This window comes from Ruegeria sp. BB6 (assembly GCF_056539385.1).
Genome location: NZ_JBQFUW010000003.1, coordinates 296,845 through 315,414, shown reverse-complemented (window position 1 = coordinate 315,414; position 18,570 = coordinate 296,845). Strand labels below are relative to the sequence as shown.

The following is an 18,570-nucleotide window of genomic DNA, read 5'->3' as shown; positions in this document are numbered from 1 at the left end:
AGATGAAGACGTTCTATTGCACCAAGCTGCCAAATCCACTGATGCTGGGGACGGCGCAGTATCCCAGTCCGGCGATACTTGAGACGGCATTTCGCGAAAGCGGGGCCGGGGTCGCCACCGTGTCCTTGCGGCGTGAGTCCGGTGCCGGGCAGACGTTTTGGCAAATGATCCGCGATCTTGGCGTATTGGTCCTGCCCAACACCGCTGGCTGTCATACAGTCAAAGAGGCCGTGACCACTGCGCATATGGCACGCGAGGTGTTTGATACCCGGTGGATTAAACTTGAACTGATCGGTCATACCGATAGCCTGCAGCCGGACGTGTTTCAGTTGGTCGAGGCCGCTCGCATTCTGACCGACGATGGGTTTCAGGTTTTCCCGTACACCACCGACGATCTGATAGTAGCGGAACGCTTGTTGGGGGCTGGGTGCGAGGTGCTGATGCCTTGGGGCGCTCCGATTGGGTCGGGGCGCGGGCTGAACAACGAATACGCTCTGCGCGCAATGCGGGCTGAATTTGCCGATGTGCCGTTGGTCATTGATGCGGGGATCGGCCTGCCAAGTCACGCGGCACACGCGATGGAGCTGGGCTATGACGCCGTTCTTTTGAACACAGCGGTGGCGCGGGCAGGTGATCCGGCGGCGATGGCGCGGGCGATGATGTTGGCGATTGAGGCGGGGCAACTGGCGCATGAGGCCGATCCGATCGAGGCGCGCGATATGGCCGAACCCTCGACCCCGGTGATCGGAAAGGCGTTCCTGTCATGACGCTGGACCGGTTCTATCCAATTTTCGATCATTCCGATTGGTTGCGGCGCATGTTGCCGCTGGGGGTGAGGCTGGTTCAACTGCGGATCAAGGATCAGCCGGATGAGGTGGTTCGGGAGCAGATCTCCGCGTCACGTGACCTCTGCCGCACACACGGCACGGTGCTGGTGGTGAACGACTACTGGCAGGCTGCCATTGATGCGGGGTGTGATTGGATTCATCTGGGTCAAGAGGATTTGGACGACGCCGATCTGAAAGCCATCCGGAAGGCAGGACTCAAACTGGGTGTGTCCACCCACTACGATGATGAGTTGGAACGCGTTCTGGCAATGGACCCGGATTATGTGGCGCTTGGCCCGGTTTATCCGACCATCCTCAAGAAAATGAAATGGGAACAGCAGGGTTTGCCGCGCGTGACAGAGTGGAAAGCACGGGTGGGCGACATTCCCCTTGTCGGTATTGGCGGGATGAGCGTTGAACGCGCCGAGGGCGTGTTGCAGGCGGGTGCGGATATTGTTTCGGCCGTGACCGACATCACCCTGAATGACGACCCCGAAGCCCGCGTGCGCCAATGGATCGAGGTCACGCGATGAGCCGGTACGCGCGCCAAACCCTGTTGCCCGAAGTCGGGGCCGAAGGTCAGGCGCGCTTGTCCGACGCGCGGGTTCTGGTGATTGGTGCCGGAGGTCTGGCGGCCCCGGTTCTTCCCCTACTTGCCGGGGCCGGTATCGGGCAGATCACGATTGTCGATGGCGATACGGTTGCCCTGTCAAACCTGCACCGCCAGACATTGTTTACCGAGGCAGATTGCGGGCGGCCCAAAGCCATCGTCGCCGCCGAGCGGTGTCGCGCGTTGAATGGTGAAATCAACGTATCTGCGGAAAAACAGGCTCTAACAAGCGAAAATGCCGCCGACTTGGTGACGCAGGCGGATGTGGTTCTGGATTGTGCTGACAGTTACGCCGCCAGCTATATCCTGTCCGACGCGTGTTTTAGCGCAGGAAAACCACTGATCACCGCATCGGTTCTGGGTCTGTCTGGTTATGTCGGCGGGTTCTGCGGCGGTGCCCCGTCGCTGCGCGCGGTGTTCCCGGATGCGCCAGACAGTGGGGCAAGCTGCGCAACTGCGGGCGTATTGGGTCCAGTTGTCGGATTGATTGGGGCGATGCAGGCGCAGATGACACTGAACCTGATTTTGGGGCTGGACCCCTCGCCCTTGGGCCAGATGGTTCAGTTCGACGCACGAACACTGCGCAGCACCACGTTTCGTTTCGACAATGCGCCCGAACCCGAGCGGCACTTCAGATTTGTCTCCGCAGGTGAACTGACCGAGGACGATTTGATCATAGAGCTGCGCAGCGAAGACGAAGCACCGAAGCCCGTGCATCCGAATGTGCAGCGTCTGCCGCTCACCACCCCAAAATCAGAGCCTAACAAAGGTCAAACACTGGCTTTGTGCTGCGCCACAGGTTTGCGTGCGTGGCGCGCCGCTGAAGAAATACAACCGGATTGGTCCGGCGAGATTGTCCTCGTCGCGGCCGCAACCTCGTGAACAGAAGGAAACGCGAGACATGAAAAAGCTGATCACAGCCATCGCTCTGCTGGCCGCCGCGCCTGCATGGGCCGAAGACAAGATGACCGTGCTGCTGGACTGGTTCATCAACCCTGATCACGGTCCTATCATCGTCGCTCAGGAAAATGGCTACTTCGCGGATGAGGGGCTTGAGGTCGAGATCGTTCCGCCTGCGGACCCGTCTGCGCCTCCGCGTCTGGTCGCTGCGGGTCAGGCGGATCTGGCCGTGTCTTATCAGCCGCAACTGCATCTGCAGATCCACGAGGGGCTGCCGCTCAAGCGTGTGGGCACTCTGGTCGCGACCCCGCTGAACTGCCTGCTGGTGCTTGAGGACGGCCCGATCAAGTCGCTTGCCGACCTTAAGGGCAAGAAGGTCGGATTCTCGGTCGCGGGCGTGGAAGAAGCAATCCTGACGGCGATGCTGAACGCGCATGGTGTTTCGCTGGACGATATCGAGCTGATCAACGTGAACTTCTCGCTGTCGCCATCGCTGATGACCGGTCAGGTCGATGCGGTGATCGGTGCGTTCCGTAACTTTGAGCTGAACCAGATGGATATCGAAGGCGTCGCAGGCCGCTGTTTCTATATCGAAGAAGAAGGCGTTCCGCCCTATGATGAGCTGATCTATGTCGCCAACCCCGACAAGATGGACACCGACATGATCGCGCGTTTTCTGGCTGCGACCGAGAAAGCCACCCAGTTCATCGTCAACAACCCCGAAAAAAGCTGGGAGATTTTCGCCGCCACCTCGTCCGAGCTGCAGGATGAGCTGAATGCACGCGCATGGGTCGACACTCTGCCCCGTTTCGCGCTGCGTCCAGCGGGATTTGACGCCGGCCGTTATGCCCGGTTCGAGGAATTCCTCAAGGACAGCGGCATGATCGACAGCATCAACCCGGTCAGCGACATCACCATCGACGTGACCGCGCAATGAGCGAGTACGGCAAAGCCTTCGCGCTGATGCGCGACGCGGCGCAAGGGCCGTGGTGGGATTATACCCGCCACGCTTTTGTTGAAGGGCTTAAAGATGGAAGCCTGCCGCGTGAGGCCTTCCTGCACTATCTGCGTCAGGACTATGTGTTTCTAATCCATTTCTCCCGTGCCTGGGCGCTGGCGGTGGTGAAGTCGGAAACCCATTCCGAGATGCTGACCGCCGTTGGCACTGTGAACGCGCTGGTGGCCGAGGAAATGCAACTGCATATCGGTATCTGCGAGGCCGAAGGCATCTCGGGCGAGGAACTGTTCGCCACCCCCGAACGCGCCGAGAATCTGGCCTATACGCGGTTCGTGCTTGAGGCGGGTTATAGCGGCGATCTGCTGGACCTGCTGGCGGCCCTTGCGCCTTGCGTGATGGGCTATGGCGAGATCGGAGCGCGCCTGGCGTCCGAGGCCACGTCCGAGACCTATCGTGATTGGATCAACACCTATGCAGGACCCGACTATCAAGAGGCGTGCAAGGCGGTGGGATCATTGCTGGATCAGGCTCTAACACGGCGTCTTGGGCCGGAATTTGAAACCTCACCCCGGTGGGGCAGGCTGTGCCAGACCTTCCGAACCGCCACAGAGCTAGAGGTCAATTTCTGGCAAATGGGCCTGACACCATGACCCCTGCACCCGATCTGACCATAAGCGGCAGGGCCACCATTGACGGCGCGACGCTGTTCGCCCCGCTTAGCCTGACCCTTGGGTCGGGGCAGTGGACCTGTTTGCTGGGGGGATCGGGTGTTGGAAAGACAACGGTCCTGCGTCTGATCGCAGGGCTGGAAACGGGCGCGGATTTCGACGGTCAGATTACCGCAAGCGATGGTCAGACCGTAGCGGATCGCGTCGCGTATATGGCGCAGGACGATCTGCTGTTGCCGTGGGCGACAGTTGCGCAGAACGTGTCACTGGGCGCACGGCTGCGCGGTGAGACCCCCGATATCGAACGCAGGGACCGTTTGATCGAACGGATGCGCCTTCAGGATCACATGGCCAAGAAGCCGTCAGAGCTGTCCGGCGGGCAGCGCCAGCGGGTCGCGTTGGCGCGTACCTTGATGGAGGATCGGCCCATCGTTCTGCTGGACGAGCCGTTCTCGGCCCTCGATGCGCGTACACGTGCCGATATGCAAGACCTTGCTGCTGATGCGCTGAGGGGCAGGACCGTTCTATTGGTGACCCATGATCCGGGCGAAGCCGCGCGATTGGGTCAATCCATTGTGGTGATGACACCGCAGGGGCTGACCTCATGCGAACCGCCAGCCGCGCCTGCGCCGCGCCACGTGGATGATCTGGAAACGCTGGAAACGCAGGGTGCCTTGTTGCGACTGCTGAGAGAGGCGGCATGAAGATCCTCTCGGCCCTTGCAGCAACCGTGTTTGCGCTGGCTATATGGCAGGCGATCGTCAGCCTGACCGGGTTGCCGAAGTTCATCCTGCCCGGCCCGGCGCTGGTGGCCGAAACTTGGTGGCAGAACCGCTGGATCATCGCGGAGCACACGTGGATCACGGCGGTCGAGGTGGTGATCGGTCTGGCCTTCGGGACAGTTCTGGGCGTTTTGACCGCCCTGCAACTGGCCAATTCACGTGCGGCCCGGGTGTTGGTGCAGCCGATGCTGGTCTTTACGCAGGCTTTGCCGGTTTTCGCGTTGGCACCTTTGCTGACGCTCTGGCTGGGATACGGGTTGTGGTCCAAGGTCGCCATGGCCGTGTTGATCATCTACTTCCCGATCACGTCATCTTTCTTTGATGGACTGATGCGGACGCCACAAGGGTATCTGGATCTTGCGCGCACCATGCAGGCCAGCCCCCGCGCCGTGTTGTGGCACATTCGTATTCCCGCCGCGCTGCCCTCGCTGGCCTCGGGGATGCGGCTGGCGGCCGTTTATGCTCCGATCGGGGCCGTGATTGGCGAATGGGTCGGGTCATCGCAGGGGCTGGGCTATTTGATGCTGTTGGCCAATGGGCGCGCCAAGACTGATCTGATGTTTGCCGCAATGCTGACGCTGGGTGTGTTTTCCATCCTTCTACACCTGATCGTCCGACGGGCCACCGCACGCATGGCGGGTGAGGCACGTTAACCTTTCAGAAACTGATTCTAAGCCAGTCTCTGAGGTATGACTCAGGACGCCTTTGCCGAAGCCCCCTCGTTGTTTGAAACTGATGAAGCCCCGGTGCAGCCTTTGCCACAGGGGAAGTTGCCGTCCTATATCAAGGACCACCGCAAACGGCTGCGCGAGCGGTTCATGGCGGGCGGATCGGCTGCCATGCCAGATTACGAATTGCTGGAACTGGTTCTTTTTCGCTCGATCCCCCGGCAGGATGTGAAGCCCTTGGCGCGCGCCCTGATGGACACATTCGGTGATTTCAACCGCGTGCTGACTGCGCCCGAGGAACGGTTGCGGCAGATCAAGGGCGTGGGCGATACGGTGATCACGGACCTCAAGATACTCGAAGCCTGCGCCCACAGGATGGCACGGGCGCGGGTGATGCAGCGGCACGTGATATCGGGCTGGGATGCGTTGCTGGACTATTGCCACACAACGATGGCGCATCGCGAGACTGAACAGTTTCGGGTCTTCTTCCTGGATCGTAAGAATGTGCTGATCGCGGATGAGGAACAAGCCAAGGGCACGGTAGACCACGTACCAGTCTATCCGCGCGAGGTCGCCAAACGCGCGCTTGAGTTAAACGCCTCGGCGCTGATTCTTGTGCACAACCATCCCTCGGGTGATCCGACGCCGTCGCAATCGGACATCGACATGACAAACCGAATTCAGGATGCGTGCACAGCTTTGGGGCTGACGCTGCACGATCACCTGATCATCGGAAAATCGAATGAGTTGAGTTTTCGGTCCGAAGGCTATCTGTAGCTTTTAGTCGACCCAAACCTCGACCCTGCGATTGACTTTGCGGCCCCAATTCGTGTCGTCGCAGGCCATTGGCATCGCCTCGCCAAATGCATCCACATTCAATTCGACGCTGTCTGGTACCGTGGTCTCGACGGCTGCCAGCACCGCATTGCGCACCGTTTTCGCGCGCAGCAGGGCGATACGCGCATTGCCTGCGGCGGGGCCGTCGCCGTCGCTGAACCCGACAAATGTCAGCTTGCGCGCATCAAACGCCCCGGATTCAATCTGTTGCGCCAGTTGCCGGATATTGGATCGTGACTGCGCATCGGGCCGGGACGATCCTGCCTCGAACCGAAAGGACAGCGACAACCGTGACAGGGGTCGCAAGGTTTCGATCATGCGCTGCAATTCGTCCAGCCCAACCTCGGGGCCGCCAGACGCCACGGCATTTGCCAGACGGTCCCCCTGTAACCCGATCCGCATCGTTTCGGGCGCTTGATCAACAAAGCCAGAGTTTCGGATCTGCAACTGCGCCGCGTCGCTTTGGGTATAGGCCAGAAACTGCCTTGCGATCCGGGGCAGGCGGCGGTTGGGCAGATACAGGAACATGGGCGAGGTCAGCGGATAATCCTCGGTCTTGATGGTTTGCCGCGTGGCTGAAAGCGCATGACCGCAGCCTCCGGTCAGCGGCAGTGCGCGGACTGAGTCCAGTTCGGCCTGACTTGCAATGCCGATCGCGAAAGGGTCACTCGCAACTTGGCGTACCAGTTCTGCACTACGACCGTGCCGAGTGATCTCGTCGGATAAGACCGCTTGGGAAGGTGCAAGCAACTGATCCTCGACGAATTGGGCCAGGCCCGACCCAGCATCCGGCAAGTGCAACGAAATCGGCGCGTCTGGGCCGCCAAGCTCGGACCAGTTGGTGATCTGGGCAGCAAACACCCGCGCCAGATCAGAAGGTGAAATTTGCCGAACAGGATTTTCAGTCGCAACAATCGGTACCAACGCATTCAGTGCGACGACACGTGACCGGCGTGCGCCAGTCAGGTCCCCTAAGCCTGCGTCATCTGCGGCCTTCTGTTCCGCTGGGCGCACTTCGCGCAGGGCCATGACGATGTCAGTTTCGTTGTTGGTCAGATCGGAGAAGCCCTGACCCGTGTTGTGCGGGCTTAAAAAGAACCGGCCTAGCGGCGCGTTCCGCTCGGGTTTGTGAAACGTGTACGCCAAGCTTCCCGAATTCAAATCCTGCGGTACGGCCGAAAGCCCCTCTTGCCTTGCAAATCCCATGATTAGGGCGGGCAGAACTTTTTCGGCCATGACAGACGAGCCCGAAAACCGAACCTCGGCCACGAAATCGGTCAGGTTCGGGCAGGCAGGACCCTCGCAGGTCACGCCTGATCCATCGACGGTCAGGTGTCCGAACTTGGTGTCCACCCTGTAGAATTCACCATCGAATCCAAGCAAGTTGCCGACAACTTCGACTTTGCCGTCATGAGAGGTGAGGGTGATGTCTTGGGCTGACGCGCCTGACGTCAGTGCCAACGAAACGAGTGCAGCCGCCGCCGCACGAAAGAAAATCATAAGTTGCCCGAGCCTGCTGCCTGATTTTAGTTGGCCGCGATTGTCAGGTCTTCGATCAGATTATTCAACACCAGAAACTCACCCGCCTGCGTACAATTCGGAAGGTTGAGTGTCAGTTCCCGCGACCGAAGACGTTGATCGGCGCGCAGTTCAAAAGACTGAACGATCAGGTCGCGGTCACAGTTCACGTCTGTCACCTCGGCTTCGACGGTCAGGGCGATAGAGCCGGTTCGATCAGTCTGACCGTATGGAAACGAATACACCTCGACGTTCTGGGCGTCGTCGAAACCGGCCGACCCGAGCGATACGACGCTGCCTGCGCCTTGCGCGCCTGGATCCGAAAAGACATGGCCTTTGCCGCCATAGCTGGCACCAAATTCAAGAGCGTGGATTTGCAGGTTTGTATCACCGGCCCATTGCAGGGCAATCCGGTTATATTCGGTCAGGTCGGGAATATGAGTCGTGGCGACTGTCCCGTTCTGGTCATCGACCGAGATCAAAAAGATCGCATATTCCGACAGCGCTGGAATCGTCAGTTCCATCGCGCCGTTTTCATCGGTCATCTGCGTAACCGTCAAGCCGCTGTGCAGCACATCGACTGGCTCATTCGCATGGCAGGGTGCCTTGATCGTCAGTACAGCAGATGCGCCGGGCACAGCTCTTGCGCGCGCGCTCAGGCCGCAATTCGCCGGTTCTGAGGGGGCCGACCGGCTGGGTTGCAGGGTGCGCTGCTGGGGATGACTGGAATCGGTCGCATCCGGGGCTGAAGACGAGGAGGTCAGAACAATATCCTCCAGCCCGACGATGATCGAAGCATGGTCAGTTATTGATGTTGCATTGGCAGCCGTCTGCGCACCGTTCGGCTGCACAGGCGTTCCATTCTGCATCAGGTAACCGATCGCAAGGGCACAGGCGACCGTGCCTCCGGTGGTTACGTAGTTCTTAATAATAAACAAGACACCCTCCCCAGTTGAAGGAGCGAGTCGGATATTGTCCGCGAATCACGGCCAATATGTGGCCGCGAAACGGACTCATTGTGTCTGAATTACGTCGGCGTCAGGTCAGGCGGCCGTGGCAATGCTTGAACTTTTTCCCCGATCCGCAGGGGCATCTGTCATTGCGCGACGGGTTGCCCCAGGTGCTTGGGTCGTCCTCGACAAAGCCGGGGCGCGCATCGCCCGAGGCTTCGGCCTCGGCCACGGCTTCGGCCTCGTCCACCGCCTGATCGACGGCTTGTTGCGCCTGTGCCTGCTGTGCCTGCATTTGCGCCAACATCTCGCGCTGTTCTTCCTCGGTCAGCGGGCGGACGCGCGACAATTGCTGGGTTACGGTTTCACGCAGACTGTCCAGCATGCTTTCAAACAACTGGAAGCTTTCGTTCTTGTATTCGTTCAGCGGGTCGCGCTGGGCGTAACCGCGGAAACCCACGACCGAGCGCAGATGCTCGAGCGTCAGCAGATGCTCGCGCCACTTGCTATCGATCGTGTTCAGCAGCACCTGCTTTTCGATGTTGCGCATGTTTTCAGGGCCAAAGGCCGCGGCCTTCTGCGCCATCATCTCGTCCGAGGCGTTGATCAGGCGTTCGCGCACCTGTTCGTCGTCCACGCCTTCCTCGGCTGCCCAGTCCTGTACGGGGGCGTCGATGGTCAGCTTGTCCTTGACTGCTTCGTGAAGGCCGTCGGTGTCCCACTGATCGGCGTAGGATTTCGGCGGCATGTATTCGTCGATCAGGTCGTCAATCACCTGTTCACGCATATCCGACACGATATCGGACAGGTCGTCCGACGACATGATCTCGCGCCGCTGGCTAAAGACCACCTTACGCTGGTCGTTCATCACGTCATCGAATTTCAGGACGTTCTTGCGCATGTCGAAGTTGCGCCCTTCGACCTTGGATTGCGCGCGTTCGAGCGATTTGTTCACCCACGGGTGAATGATCGCCTCGCCTTCCTTCATGCCCAGCGTGTGCAGGACCTTGTCCAGACGTTCCGAGCCGAAGATGCGCATCAGGTCATCCTCAAGGCTCAGGTAGAACACGGTGCGGCCCGGATCACCCTGTCGACCGGAACGGCCGCGCAACTGGTTGTCGATGCGGCGGCTTTCGTGGCGTTCGGACGCCATGACGTACAGACCACCGGCGGCTAGTACCTTTTCTTTCTCTTCCGCGTGGCGGGATTCTTCAGCGGTGCGCAGCTCGGCTGGATCGGCCTCGGGGTTTTCAGCCAGTGCCTGCAGAACCTTCATCTCGACATTGCCGCCCAGCTGAATGTCGGTGCCACGGCCCGCCATGTTGGTGGCGATGGTGACGGCTCCGAAACGGCCTGCATCGGCAACGATCTGCGCCTCTTGCTCGTGCTGGCGCGCGTTCAGAACATTGTGCTCGACACCTTCCTTGGTCAGCATCTGGCTCAGAAGCTCGGACTTTTCGATCGAGGTGGTGCCCAGCAGGACAGGTTGCCCGCGTTCCTGCGCTTCCTTCGTTTCCTGGATCATCGCGCCGTATTTCTCACCGGCGGTGCGATAGACCTGATCGTCTTCATCCGCACGAGCGATCGGCTTGTTGGTCGGAACTTCGACCACGCCCAGACCGTAAATTTCCTGAAATTCCTCGGCCTCTGTCAGCGCGGTGCCGGTCATGCCGCCCAGCTTGTCATACAGGCGGAAATAGTTCTGGAACGTCACGCTGGCCAGCGTCACGTTTTCCGGCTGGATTGGTACGCCTTCCTTGGCTTCGATGGCCTGATGCAGACCTTCCGACAGGCGGCGCCCCGGCATCATACGGCCGGTGAATTCGTCGATCAGAACCACGTTGCCATCGCGCACGATGTAATCCTTGTCGCGCGTAAACAGTTTATGCGCGCGCAGACCCTGATTGACATGGTGAACAACCGTGGTGCTTTCGGGATCGTACAGCGAATGGCCTTCAGGGATCAGCCCGCCGGCGATCAGTTGCTGTTCGAGGAACTCGTTGCCCTCATCCGTAAAGGTCACGCTGCGGGATTTCTCGTCCAGCGAGAAATGGTCGTCCTGCAAGGACGGGATCAACGCATCAATGGCGGTATAAAGCTCGGACCGGTCCTGCGACGGGCCCGAGATGATCAGCGGCGTCCGCGCCTCGTCAATCAGGATCGAGTCAACCTCGTCCACGATCGCAAAGTTGTGGTGGACCTGATAAATCTCGGCCAGATCGGCCTTCATGTTGTCGCGCAGATAATCGAAGCCCAGTTCGTTATTGGTGGCGTAGGTCACGTCACAGGCATAGGCGGCTTTCTTCTCGGCATCGGGCTGGCCCGACCAGATGACACCGGTGGTCATGCCGACCGCGCCAAACACCTTGCCCATCCATTCCGAGTCGCGCTTGGCCAGGTATTCGTTCACCGTGACCACATGCACGCCCTTGCCGGTCAGCGCGTTCAGATAGGCGGGGAAGGTGGCGACTAGCGTCTTGCCCTCACCCGTTTTCATTTCCGAGATATTGCCCTGATGCAGGAAGGCACCACCCATAAGCTGCACGTCAAAGGCGCGCAGACCCAGCGCGCGCTTGGCCCCTTCGCGGACGTTGGCAAAGGCTTCGGGCAGCAGGGCATCCAGGCTTTCGCCGTCCAGTGCGCGTTTGCGCAGCTCGGCGGTCTTTTCGATCAGACCCTCATCGGACAATTTCTCGAACTCGGGTTCCAACGCATTGATCTGTTCGATCAACGGGCGGGTCGCCTTGATCTTGCGGTCGTTCGGTGTTCCGAACACCTTTTTGGCGAGCGTTCCGAGTCCCAGCATGTTCACTCCAGCGGATCTGTTCTTGTCTTGGTTGCGACAGGCTTGCCCACCTTGCGCGCAACCCATAGATACGGGGGGTGAAAGGCGGCCCTGTCCAAGGCTTCAAAGCGATGTAAGCGGCAGGTTCCTGAGTGTCAACGCTGCGCCCTGTCGCGGCAAAGAAATAGGATGATTCCATGCCCAAAGGCTTCACTTTTCTGCCATCTCTGGCGCTTGCTGCCGTTTTGGCCCTGCCGTTGGCCGCCGAAACCAAGCCTGATGCCAGCACGGTTGTGGCCCGCGTAAACGGGGACGAGATCACTTTGGGTCACGTCATCGCTACGGTTGCGACCCTGCCGCCTAACTATCAACAGATCGAAGACGACGTTTTGTATGATTTCGTCATCGAACAACTGATCCAGCAGCAACTTCTGGGACAGCAGCAGGAGGCGCTGACGGCATTGAACGCTCTTGCGCTGGCGAATGAGACCCGCTCGTTGCTGGCAGTTCAGACCGTGAATGCGCTGGTCGAAGATGCCGTCACCGACGAGGCCATCCAATCTGCTTATGACGCGCAATTCGCTGAGTTCGAGGGCGAGGATGAGTTCGACGCCAGCCACATCCTTGTGGCCACGGAAGACGAAGCGAAAGAGATCAAGACACTGTTGGACGACGGCGCAGATTTTGCTGAACTGGCCATAGAGAAATCGACAGGTCCGTCCGGACCCAATGGTGGTTCACTGGGGTGGTTCGGCAAAGGCCAGATGGTGCCCGAGTTTGAGGCCGCCGTTCTTGCACTGGAAAAAGGTCAGGTTTCCGACCCTGTGCAAACCCAGTTCGGCTGGCATGTCGTGACATTGAATGACAAACGCAAGTCCGAAGCCCCTGAACTGGACGACATTCGCGATGAATTGGCCCAGACGATTCAAAACGAGGCGATTCAAGCCCGCATCGAAGAATTGACTCAGGCGGCTCAGATCGAGCGGCCCGAACTGGAAGGGGTAAGCCCCGATGTTGTTCGCCAGATCGAGCTGATTCAGGAGTAAGCGACCGTGGCGACGATCACCAAAGTTTCGCCGCTGGCTCCGGCGGCGTTTCCTGAATTGCCAGCGATTGACGGTGTGCGATTTGCGACCGTCGAGGCGGGTGTGCGCTATCAGGGCCGCACCGATGTGATGCTGGCGGTGTTGGACCCCGGCACGTCTGTGGCTGGGGTGTTCACACGCTCGGCCACACGCGCGGCCCCCGTGTTGGACTGTCAGGACAAGATCGGCGGCGCCAGCGATGGCCCGGCGGCGATCCTTGTGAATTCGGGCAATGCCAATGCCTTCACCGGACATTACGGTCAGACCTCTGTTGCCGAGGTGACGCAGGCCGTTGCCAAAGCCACTGGCGTGGCGGTGGAACGGGTGTTCACCTCGTCGACTGGCGTGATTGGTGAGCCGCTGCCCCATGACAAGATCACGGCCCAGCTTGAGGCGCTGAAGTCGGGCCTCAGCCGCCACGCGATTGAAGACGCGGCGCGGGCGATCATGACCACCGATACCTTCCCGAAAGGAGCCTCGGCGCAGGTCGAGATCGACGGGAAAACAGTCTCTATTGCGGGGATTGCCAAGGGGTCGGGCATGATCGCGCCGGATATGGCGACGATGCTGGTTTACATCTTCACCGACGCGCAGGTCGAACAATCAGCGCTGCAAGCGATGCTGGGCGCGCAGACGGATCGCACCTTCAACTGTATCACCGTGGACAGCGATACCTCGACCTCGGACACCCTGTTGTTGTGCGCGACCGGGGCTTCGGGCGTGGATGCAACCGGCAACGCGGCTTTCGCGCAGGTGCTTGAGACAGTGATGCTGGACCTTGCACAGCAGGTGGTGCGCGACGGGGAAGGGGCCACGAAATTCGTGGAAATCCGCGTGACCGGCGCGGCCTCGGACGCGGATGCCAAGGTGCATGGTCTGGCGATTGCCAACTCGCCGCTGGTGAAAACGGCGATTGCGGGTGAAGACCCGAACTGGGGCCGTGTGGTCATGGCCATCGGCAAATCCGGTGCCGCCGCCGACCGCGACCTTCTGAGCATTTCTTTCGGTGACATCCTTGTGGCCGAGAAAGGCTGGGTCAGCCCCGATTACCGCGAGGAAGACGCCGCGGCTTATATGAAAGGTCAGGATCTGGTGATCGCCGTCGATCTGGCGCTGGGCGAGGGCGCATCGACCGTTTGGACCTGCGACCTGACCCATGGCTATATCGAAATCAACGCGGATTATCGTTCATGAAGACCGTTTTGGTGTCGGCCGTCGCCCTGATCGACGTCGAAAGCCGGGTGCTGTTGGCGCAGCGCCCGGAAGGGAAATCCATGGCTGGCCTGTGGGAGTTTCCGGGCGGCAAAATCGAACCCGGCGAAACCCCCGAGGTCGCCTTGATCCGCGAATTGCATGAGGAACTGGGCATCGACACCTGGGCCTCGTGCCTTGCACCGCTGACCTTTGCCAGCCACAGCTATGACGATTTTCACTTGCTGATGCCGCTGTTTGCCTGCCGCAAATGGGAGGGGATACCGCAGTCGAAAGAGGGGCAGGCGCTGAAATGGGTGCGTGCGAATGATCTGCGGAACTACCCGATGCCTGCGGCGGATGTGCCGCTGATCCCGATTTTGCGGGATTGGTTGTAGTGGAAAAACTAAATCTTCCCCGAGGAGTGTTAGGTTCAGAAAGATCTTTCAGCAAGAATAGAGTTCAGTCGATATCTGTTCCCAAAATCCGATGAGAAACAACATTGCCAGCGTAGATAAAAACCGCTGAGAACGTGATCCAGAATACTGCGCCCGCGATGCTCAATTGGGTGGCGAATGCGCAGGCAGAAATTGCAAAGAATGCAGTCTTTGAAGCCAATGCACTTTTTAATGCACGCTTCTCGCGGTTTGTTAATGGCTTCATTTCAGAACTCATCTGTTGTCTGCCAATGGATATTCAGGACTACGTGGATGCCAAGTAATTTTTATCGCTCGGGAAATCTCCACTCCACCCCTGTTACAATTCGTAAGAATTGAGAAAACATCAGGCAAAACTTGCCGCTGATCTTGCCCAAGCTCCTTATCGGAGCGCTGGCGTTCGGGCTGAGGTCCGGGTTTGCCGTTTCCGGCCCGGGGAGGGGTCGGATTGGGAGGAGAAAGAGATTGGCTCAGACGCAGTCGGGCGCCGATGGGATGAAGTCCCTTCCGGCGCTGCTACACCGCAATGCGACGCAGTTCGGGGATTCCCCGGCCTACCGGGAAAAAGAATTCGGAATCTGGCAGTGCTGGACCTGGGCCGAGGCCGCAGTTGAAATCCGCAAGCTGGCGCTGGGGTTCCTGGAAATCGGCGTGGAAAAGGGTGACCATATTGCCGTAATCGGGCGCAACCGTCCGGCGCATTACTGGTCGATGGTCGCAGCCCAGATGGTGGGCGCGGTTCCGGTTCCGCTCTATCAGGACTCGGTCGCCGAAGAGATGGCCTATGTTCTGGAACATTGCGGCGCGAAATATGTCGTCTGCGGCGATCAGGAGCAGGTCGACAAGGTCATCGAGATTCAGGAAAACCTGCATCAGGTCAAACATATCCTCTATACCGACAAGCGCGGGATGCGGAAATACGACCACAGCCAGATGAACGCGCTTGAGGACATCATGGCCGAAGGTGGCGCGGGACACGCTCGTTTTGACGCCGAGCTGGACAAGCGGATTTCCGAAATTTCGTATGATGACACCTGCGTGATGCTCTATACGTCGGGCACCACGGGCAAGCCGAAAGGCGTTGTGCTGTCGAACCGCAACGTGATCGAGAGTGCCAAGAATTCCTCGGATTTTGATCACCTGACCCGGAATGAAGACATCCTGTCCTATCTGCCGATGGCGTGGGTGGGGGATTTCATCTTCTCGATCGCTCAGGCCTATTGGTGCGGGTTCTGCGTGAACTGCCCCGAAAGCGCCGACACGATGATGACCGACCTGCGCGAGATCGGTCCGACCTATTTCTTTGCGCCGCCGCGCGTGTTCGAGACTCAGCTGACCAATGTGATGATCCGGATGGAGGACGCAGGCAAGCTGAAGCAGCGCATGTTCCACCACTTCATGGACCACGCCAAGAAAGTGGGCGGCCTGTTGTTGGACGGCAAACCGGTTGGGTTTGCCGACCGGATGAAATACGCGCTGGGCAATATGCTGGTCTACGGCCCGCTCAAGGATACGCTGGGTTATGGCCGGTTCCGCGTGGGCTATACGGCGGGTGAGGCCATCGGGCCCGAGATTTTCGACTTTTATCGCTCGTTGGGGATCAACCTGAAACAGCTTTACGGCCAGACCGAAGCGACCGTCTATATCACCATCCAGCCCGATGGTGAGGTCCGCGCCGACACGGTGGGCGTGCCTGCGCCTGCGGTCGAGTTGAAGATCGACGACAAGGGCGAGATCCACTACCGCTCGCCCGGGGTGTTTGTTGAGTATTACAACAACCCGGACTCGACTGCCTCGACCAAGGACGCCGAAGGCTGGGTGGCCACCGGGGATGCCGGGTTTATCGAGGAAAGCAGCGGCCATCTGCGGATCATCGACCGCGCCAAGGATGTGGGCAAGATGGCCGACGGGTCGATGTTCGCGCCGAAATATGTCGAGAACAAGCTGAAATTCTATCCCGACATCCTTGAGGTCGTGCTGTTCGGCAATGGCAAGGATCGCTGCGTAGCCTTCATCAATATTGACCTGACAGCGGTCGGCAACTGGGCCGAGCGCAACAACGTGGCCTATGCGTCTTATCAGGAACTGGCCGGTCATCCGCGCGTGTTAGAGACGATCAAGGCCCATGTGGAAGAGGTGAACAAGTCGATCGCCGCAGACGAGATGCTGTCGGGCTGTCAGGTGCATCGCTTTGTGGTTCTGCACAAGGAACTGGATGCCGATGACGGTGAAATGACCCGGACTCGTAAGGTGCGCCGTGGGTTTGTTGAGGAAAAGTTCAACGACATCATCACCGCACTTTATGACGGCTCGCCCAGTGTCTCGACCACGACCGAAGTGACCTATGAGGATGGGCGCAAGGGCTCGATCAGCGCAACGCTGGATATCGTCGACGCTGCGGTTGCGCCATCGACACAGCACAAGGTGGCGGCGGAATGAGGGCCGTTCGAGCGCCGCTCGACCTGCGGTCGTCGCCCCGCCCTCCGTCCCGTTTTTGCGCAAGTCAGGGAGTGACTGATGCTGGATAATTCCGAAGGATATGTCACCGAGGACGGCCGCAAGATCGGCGGCGTGGTGATGGAGATGAAAAACATCACGCTGCGTTTCGGCGGTGTGGTCGCGATCAAGGATATCTCGTTCGACATCCGCGAAGGTGAGATCCGCGCCATTATCGGTCCGAACGGGGCGGGGAAATCCTCGATGCTGAATGTGATCTCGGGGTTCTATGTCCCGCAGGAAGGTGAGGTTTGGTTCCACGGTGCCAAACGCCCGGCGATGCGGCCCTTTGAGGTGGCGCAGCAGGGGATCGCGCGGACCTTCCAGAACATCGCGCTGTTTGAAGGCATGAGCGTTCTGGATAACGTCATGACCGGGCGGTTGGGCTACATGAAGACCAACATTTTCCAACAGGCGCTGTGGAAAGGGAAGGCCGAGGCGGAAGAAACCGAAAACCGCGAGGCCGTCGAGAAGATCATCGACTTTCTCGAAATCCAGCACATTCGGAAAACACCGGTGTCGCGCCTGCCTTACGGCTTGAAGAAACGCGTGGAACTGGCACGCGCGCTGGCGGCCGAACCCAAGCTGTTGCTGTTGGACGAACCGATGGCGGGCATGAATGTCGAGGAAAAAGAGGACATGAGCCGCTTTATCCTGGATGTGAATGACGAGTTCGGCACGACGATCGCCCTGATCGAACACGACATGGGCGTTGTGATGGATCTGAGCGACCGGGTGGTCGTGATGGATTACGGTAAGAAGATCGGGGACGGCACACCGGATGAGGTGCGCAACAACCAGGAAGTCATCGACGCCTATCTGGGGGTGAGCCATGACTGACCAACTGACAGACATGAGAGGGGGCGCACATGCCTGATCAGCTGATTTTCGCGATGGAGGTCATCCTGAATGGCCTGATGGCAGGGGTTCTTTATGCGCTGGTCGCGCTGGGCTTTGTGCTGATCTACAAGGCTTCGGGGATTTTCAACTATGCTCAGGGTGTTATGGCCCTGTTCGCGGCCATGACCCTTGTCGGGATCATGAATGGGCAAGTGCCGTTCTCGCACCTGATCAACGCGATCTTCGGGACGCATATCCATTACTTCGGTTGGAATGTCCCGGCGCTGCTGGCGATCCTTCTGACGATGGCGGTAATGGTGTTTCTGGCCTGGGCGGTGCAGCGGTTCGTCATGCGCCATCTGGTTGGCCAAGAGCCGATCATCCTGTTCATGGCGACCATCGGTCTGGCCTATTTCCTTGAAGGCGTGGCCGACCTGATGTGGGGGTCCGAGATCAAGACGCTGGATGTGGGTCTGCCGCAGGGCATCAACCTGTGGATCGACGAGACCACGTTCAACATCTTTGGCTATGGCTTCTTCATCGACAACCTCGACATCGTGGCGACCGTGATCGCGGCGCTGCTGGTGGCTGCGCTGGTGGTGTTCAGCCAGTACACCAAGCAGGGCCGGGCCATGCGCGCGGTGGCGGATGACCATCAGGCCGCGCTGTCGGTGGGTATTTCGCTGAACTTCATCTGGATCATGGTCTGGTCGGTCGCGGGGTTTGTCGCGCTGGTCGCCGGGATCATGTGGGGCACCAAGTCGGGCGTTCAGTTCTCGCTGTCGCTGATCGCGCTCAAGGCGCTGCCGGTGCTGATGCTGGGCGGGTTCACCTCGATCCCCGGAGCGATCGTGGGCGGGCTGATCATCGGTGTGGGTGAAAAGCTGTTTGAATTCGCAATCGGCCCGATGGTCGGTGGCGCGACCGAGAACTGGTTCGCCTATGTTCTGGCGCTGATCTTCCTAGTGTTCCGGCCGCAGGGTCTGTTCGGTGAGAAGATCATCGAGAGGGTGTAGCG

General features: G+C 59.4%; 18 protein-coding genes. 14 read left to right on the top strand and 4 right to left on the bottom strand.

Annotated features, from left to right (window positions below; genetic code table 11):
• Positions 1-2 precede the first annotated feature (2 nt).
• The 8 genes from ACR0B7_RS10160 to radC are packed head-to-tail and all read left to right on the top strand — an operon-like array spanning position 3 to position 6,190.
• Complete coding sequence (locus ACR0B7_RS10160; protein WP_170483210.1) at positions 3-767, top strand: thiazole synthase; 765 nt, start codon at positions 3-5, stop codon at positions 765-767.
• Positions 764-1,360, top strand: coding sequence for a thiamine phosphate synthase (locus ACR0B7_RS10155; protein ID WP_170483212.1), 597 nt, complete (start codon positions 764-766; stop codon positions 1,358-1,360). Before ACR0B7_RS10160 ends, ACR0B7_RS10155 begins: the two co-directional genes overlap by 4 nt.
• A complete protein-coding gene (locus ACR0B7_RS10150) occupies positions 1,357-2,319 on the top strand; it encodes a HesA/MoeB/ThiF family protein (protein WP_170483214.1) in 963 nt (320 codons plus the stop codon). Before ACR0B7_RS10155 ends, ACR0B7_RS10150 begins: the two co-directional genes overlap by 4 nt.
• A gap of 19 nt (positions 2,320-2,338) precedes the next feature.
• Complete coding sequence (locus tag ACR0B7_RS10145) at positions 2,339-3,274, top strand: ABC transporter substrate-binding protein (RefSeq protein WP_170483216.1); 936 nt, start codon at positions 2,339-2,341, stop codon at positions 3,272-3,274.
• Positions 3,271-3,945 (top strand): thiaminase II, encoded by a 675-nt coding sequence (gene tenA, locus ACR0B7_RS10140; RefSeq protein ID WP_170483219.1) that lies wholly within the window; start codon positions 3,271-3,273, stop codon positions 3,943-3,945. Before ACR0B7_RS10145 ends, tenA begins: the two co-directional genes overlap by 4 nt.
• Positions 3,942-4,667 carry an ABC transporter ATP-binding protein gene (locus ACR0B7_RS10135; protein WP_170483220.1) on the top strand — a complete coding sequence of 242 codons (726 nt, stop codon included), beginning with the start codon at positions 3,942-3,944 and terminating at the stop codon, positions 4,665-4,667. Before tenA ends, ACR0B7_RS10135 begins: the two co-directional genes overlap by 4 nt.
• Positions 4,664-5,398, top strand: coding sequence for an ABC transporter permease (locus ACR0B7_RS10130; RefSeq protein WP_170483221.1), 735 nt, complete (start codon positions 4,664-4,666; stop codon positions 5,396-5,398). The genes ACR0B7_RS10135 and ACR0B7_RS10130 overlap by 4 nt, the downstream gene beginning before the upstream one ends.
• Positions 5,399-5,434: 36 nt before the next feature.
• Entirely contained in the window at positions 5,435-6,190 is a 756-nt protein-coding gene (gene radC / locus ACR0B7_RS10125; RefSeq protein ID WP_170387054.1) for a RadC family protein, read from the top strand.
• 3 nt (positions 6,191-6,193) lie between these two features.
• On the opposite strand, the gene ACR0B7_RS10120 is transcribed toward radC, so the two are convergent.
• From ACR0B7_RS10120 to secA, 3 genes are all read right to left on the bottom strand, one after another.
• Positions 6,194-7,750: a phosphate ABC transporter substrate-binding/OmpA family protein gene (locus ACR0B7_RS10120; protein WP_170483223.1), complete on the bottom strand. Its 1,557-nt coding sequence runs from the start codon at positions 7,748-7,750 to the stop codon at positions 6,194-6,196.
• A gap of 26 nt (positions 7,751-7,776) precedes the next feature.
• The gene (locus ACR0B7_RS10115; RefSeq protein WP_170483224.1) at positions 7,777-8,706 is read right to left on the bottom strand and encodes a hypothetical protein; all 930 of its coding nucleotides are present in this window, start codon (positions 8,704-8,706) and stop codon (positions 7,777-7,779) included.
• 100 nt (positions 8,707-8,806) lie between these two features.
• Positions 8,807-11,524, bottom strand: a complete 2,718-nt coding sequence (gene secA, locus ACR0B7_RS10110) for a preprotein translocase subunit SecA (protein WP_170483225.1) — start codon at positions 11,522-11,524, stop codon at positions 8,807-8,809.
• Positions 11,525-11,700: 176 nt separating this feature from the next.
• On the opposite strand from secA, the gene ACR0B7_RS10105 reads away from it, so the two are divergent.
• The 3 genes from ACR0B7_RS10105 to ACR0B7_RS10095 are packed head-to-tail and all read left to right on the top strand — an operon-like array spanning position 11,701 to position 14,177.
• A complete protein-coding gene (locus ACR0B7_RS10105; RefSeq protein WP_170483227.1) occupies positions 11,701-12,549 on the top strand; it encodes a peptidylprolyl isomerase in 849 nt (282 codons plus the stop codon).
• Positions 12,550-12,555: 6 nt separating this feature from the next.
• Entirely contained in the window at positions 12,556-13,782 is a 1,227-nt protein-coding gene (gene argJ / locus ACR0B7_RS10100; protein WP_170483229.1) for a bifunctional glutamate N-acetyltransferase/amino-acid acetyltransferase ArgJ, read from the top strand.
• Positions 13,779-14,177: a (deoxy)nucleoside triphosphate pyrophosphohydrolase gene (locus ACR0B7_RS10095; RefSeq protein WP_170483231.1), complete on the top strand. Its 399-nt coding sequence runs from the start codon at positions 13,779-13,781 to the stop codon at positions 14,175-14,177. The genes argJ and ACR0B7_RS10095 overlap by 4 nt, the downstream gene beginning before the upstream one ends.
• A gap of 64 nt (positions 14,178-14,241) precedes the next feature.
• On the opposite strand, the gene ACR0B7_RS10090 is transcribed toward ACR0B7_RS10095, so the two are convergent.
• Positions 14,242-14,454 (bottom strand): hypothetical protein, encoded by a 213-nt coding sequence (locus ACR0B7_RS10090; protein WP_170483233.1) that lies wholly within the window; start codon positions 14,452-14,454, stop codon positions 14,242-14,244.
• Positions 14,455-14,711: 257 nt separating this feature from the next.
• On the opposite strand from ACR0B7_RS10090, the gene ACR0B7_RS10085 reads away from it, so the two are divergent.
• The 3 genes from ACR0B7_RS10085 (at position 14,712) to ACR0B7_RS10075 (ending at position 18,568) form a co-directional block, all read left to right on the top strand.
• Positions 14,712-16,655, top strand: a complete 1,944-nt coding sequence (locus tag ACR0B7_RS10085) for an AMP-binding protein (RefSeq protein WP_170387198.1) — start codon at positions 14,712-14,714, stop codon at positions 16,653-16,655.
• Between the two features lie 78 nt (positions 16,656-16,733).
• Positions 16,734-17,552, top strand: coding sequence for an ABC transporter ATP-binding protein (locus ACR0B7_RS10080; RefSeq protein ID WP_170387071.1), 819 nt, complete (start codon positions 16,734-16,736; stop codon positions 17,550-17,552).
• Positions 17,553-17,581: 29 nt separating this feature from the next.
• On the top strand, positions 17,582-18,568 hold the full coding sequence (locus tag ACR0B7_RS10075) for a branched-chain amino acid ABC transporter permease (protein ID WP_170483237.1): 987 nt from the start codon (positions 17,582-17,584) through the stop codon (positions 18,566-18,568).
• Positions 18,569-18,570: the final 2 nt, after the last annotated feature.

Excerpts from the sequence above, each read along its gene's own strand:
- ACR0B7_RS10160 (WP_170483210.1), top strand. The coding sequence starts at position 3 with ATGAAGACGTTCTATTGCACCAAGCTGCCAAATCCACTGATGCTGGGG.
- ACR0B7_RS10155 (WP_170483212.1), top strand. The coding sequence starts at position 764 with ATGACGCTGGACCGGTTCTATCCAATTTTCGATCATTCCGATTGGTTG.
- ACR0B7_RS10150 (WP_170483214.1), top strand. The coding sequence starts at position 1,357 with ATGAGCCGGTACGCGCGCCAAACCCTGTTGCCCGAAGTCGGGGCCGAA.
- ACR0B7_RS10145 (WP_170483216.1), top strand. The coding sequence starts at position 2,339 with ATGAAAAAGCTGATCACAGCCATCGCTCTGCTGGCCGCCGCGCCTGCA.
- tenA (WP_170483219.1), top strand. The coding sequence starts at position 3,271 with ATGAGCGAGTACGGCAAAGCCTTCGCGCTGATGCGCGACGCGGCGCAA.
- ACR0B7_RS10135 (WP_170483220.1), top strand. The coding sequence starts at position 3,942 with ATGACCCCTGCACCCGATCTGACCATAAGCGGCAGGGCCACCATTGAC.
- ACR0B7_RS10130 (WP_170483221.1), top strand. The coding sequence starts at position 4,664 with ATGAAGATCCTCTCGGCCCTTGCAGCAACCGTGTTTGCGCTGGCTATA.
- radC (WP_170387054.1), top strand. The coding sequence starts at position 5,435 with ATGACTCAGGACGCCTTTGCCGAAGCCCCCTCGTTGTTTGAAACTGAT.
- ACR0B7_RS10120 (WP_170483223.1), bottom strand. The coding sequence starts at position 7,750 with ATGATTTTCTTTCGTGCGGCGGCGGCTGCACTCGTTTCGTTGGCACTG.
- secA (WP_170483225.1), bottom strand. The coding sequence starts at position 11,524 with ATGCTGGGACTCGGAACGCTCGCCAAAAAGGTGTTCGGAACACCGAAC.
- ACR0B7_RS10105 (WP_170483227.1), top strand. The coding sequence starts at position 11,701 with ATGCCCAAAGGCTTCACTTTTCTGCCATCTCTGGCGCTTGCTGCCGTT.
- ACR0B7_RS10095 (WP_170483231.1), top strand. The coding sequence starts at position 13,779 with ATGAAGACCGTTTTGGTGTCGGCCGTCGCCCTGATCGACGTCGAAAGC.
- ACR0B7_RS10090 (WP_170483233.1), bottom strand. The coding sequence starts at position 14,454 with ATGAGTTCTGAAATGAAGCCATTAACAAACCGCGAGAAGCGTGCATTA.
- ACR0B7_RS10085 (WP_170387198.1), top strand. The coding sequence starts at position 14,712 with ATGAAGTCCCTTCCGGCGCTGCTACACCGCAATGCGACGCAGTTCGGG.
- ACR0B7_RS10080 (WP_170387071.1), top strand. The coding sequence starts at position 16,734 with ATGCTGGATAATTCCGAAGGATATGTCACCGAGGACGGCCGCAAGATC.
- ACR0B7_RS10075 (WP_170483237.1), top strand. The coding sequence starts at position 17,582 with ATGCCTGATCAGCTGATTTTCGCGATGGAGGTCATCCTGAATGGCCTG.